Consider the following 1,186-nt stretch of genomic DNA (forward strand, 5'->3'; position numbering starts at 1 on the left):
AAAGAACAAGCTGTTACAGTGGAATTTGAAAGAGATAACGAGGTAAAAGTTTCTGGCGTGAAAAAAGGGGATCAAATCATCTATAATCCACAAAAGACCTTAAAAGATGGTATGGAAGTTTTCATTAAATAATTAGATTGAAAAAATCACCAAACCCCATTAGCATGGAGAAGAAACTGTTCAAATTTCACATGATATGGGTGTAGCACTTTAAAAAGGTGAACTTAATTTCCAATATAGTACTATCCTGGTTATGGTAAATCAACAACTGTAATGCATATAGAAATAACCTTAAGATAACGTAGCTGAAATAGAGACGTAGAGCAATATTTGATTTTCAATTCATGGAGGTATTAAATTTAAAGAAGGATACATTTTGTGAAATTATGAAACCATATAGAAATAAATGGTTAGAATATAGTAAGTATTTTTGCATAGTAAAGAGTTTATAGAAATTTATAGTATTGTGTTTAGTAATAAACATAATATTTATTACTAAACAGTTTGGGAAGGATGGGAATGTGAAAAATTGTGTGTTTTGCGGAACTAAAATATGGACAGCACCATTTTCAAAAGAAGTTCTATGTAAAACTTGTTACGTACCTATTATGATCATTCTAAAAAAAGCTTGTGAAGATATAAAAAAACGGTTTGAAAATATACACAATACAGATCATCCGAATGTTACTTTGGAAACCCTATCTGATTTAGAAGAAAGGGTTTTGATTTTGAAAAATGTGTATTTTTCTAAAGGGATTAAAATAGAAGGTGTGAACATCAACCAATTGTTAATTAACATTCAAAAGTTAAAATTCAGTATACAGGGAGCCGCATATTGATATACTCATTCAGAGTGTTCGAATTAGCCTGAATGAGAGAGTTGATAGGTGTAGGGATTTTTTATGTATATAAAATTTAAACATTAAAAAATGTATTGAGGTATGATGATATAAACACAAAAGGTGACGATTACGTCACCTTTTGTGTTTTGAATTTTTATTTTCACTGTTATATAGTTCAAATACATATTTGTACTAGTTACGGTTGTTTGCCTCCCAAAATATCATAGAGTCTGTTAACCATTCTGTAGGTGCATGATTATCTGTTAATATATCTCCTTTTTGTATTTGATGAGGTAAGAGGGCTTCTAAATTTTCAGGACATTCTTTTTTTATTTCTGCTAATG

Annotated in this window: 1 protein-coding gene and 1 pseudogene; both read left to right on the forward strand. The window is 29.5% G+C overall.

Features of this window, described 5'->3' with window-relative positions:
* Nucleotides 1-132: pseudogene (locus ATL10_RS30830) on the forward strand (efflux RND transporter periplasmic adaptor subunit); the annotation flags it as partial.
* Nucleotides 133-521: 389 nt separating this feature from the next.
* Nucleotides 522-839, forward strand: coding sequence for a hypothetical protein (locus ATL10_RS30835; protein WP_110498409.1), 318 nt, complete (start codon nucleotides 522-524; stop codon nucleotides 837-839).
* The last annotated feature ends 347 nt before the right edge of the window (nucleotides 840-1,186 follow it).

Source organism: Bacillus sp. 196mf (assembly GCF_003217275.1).
GTDB classification, from domain to species: domain Bacteria; phylum Bacillota; class Bacilli; order Bacillales; family Bacillaceae_G; genus Bacillus_A; species Bacillus_A thuringiensis_S.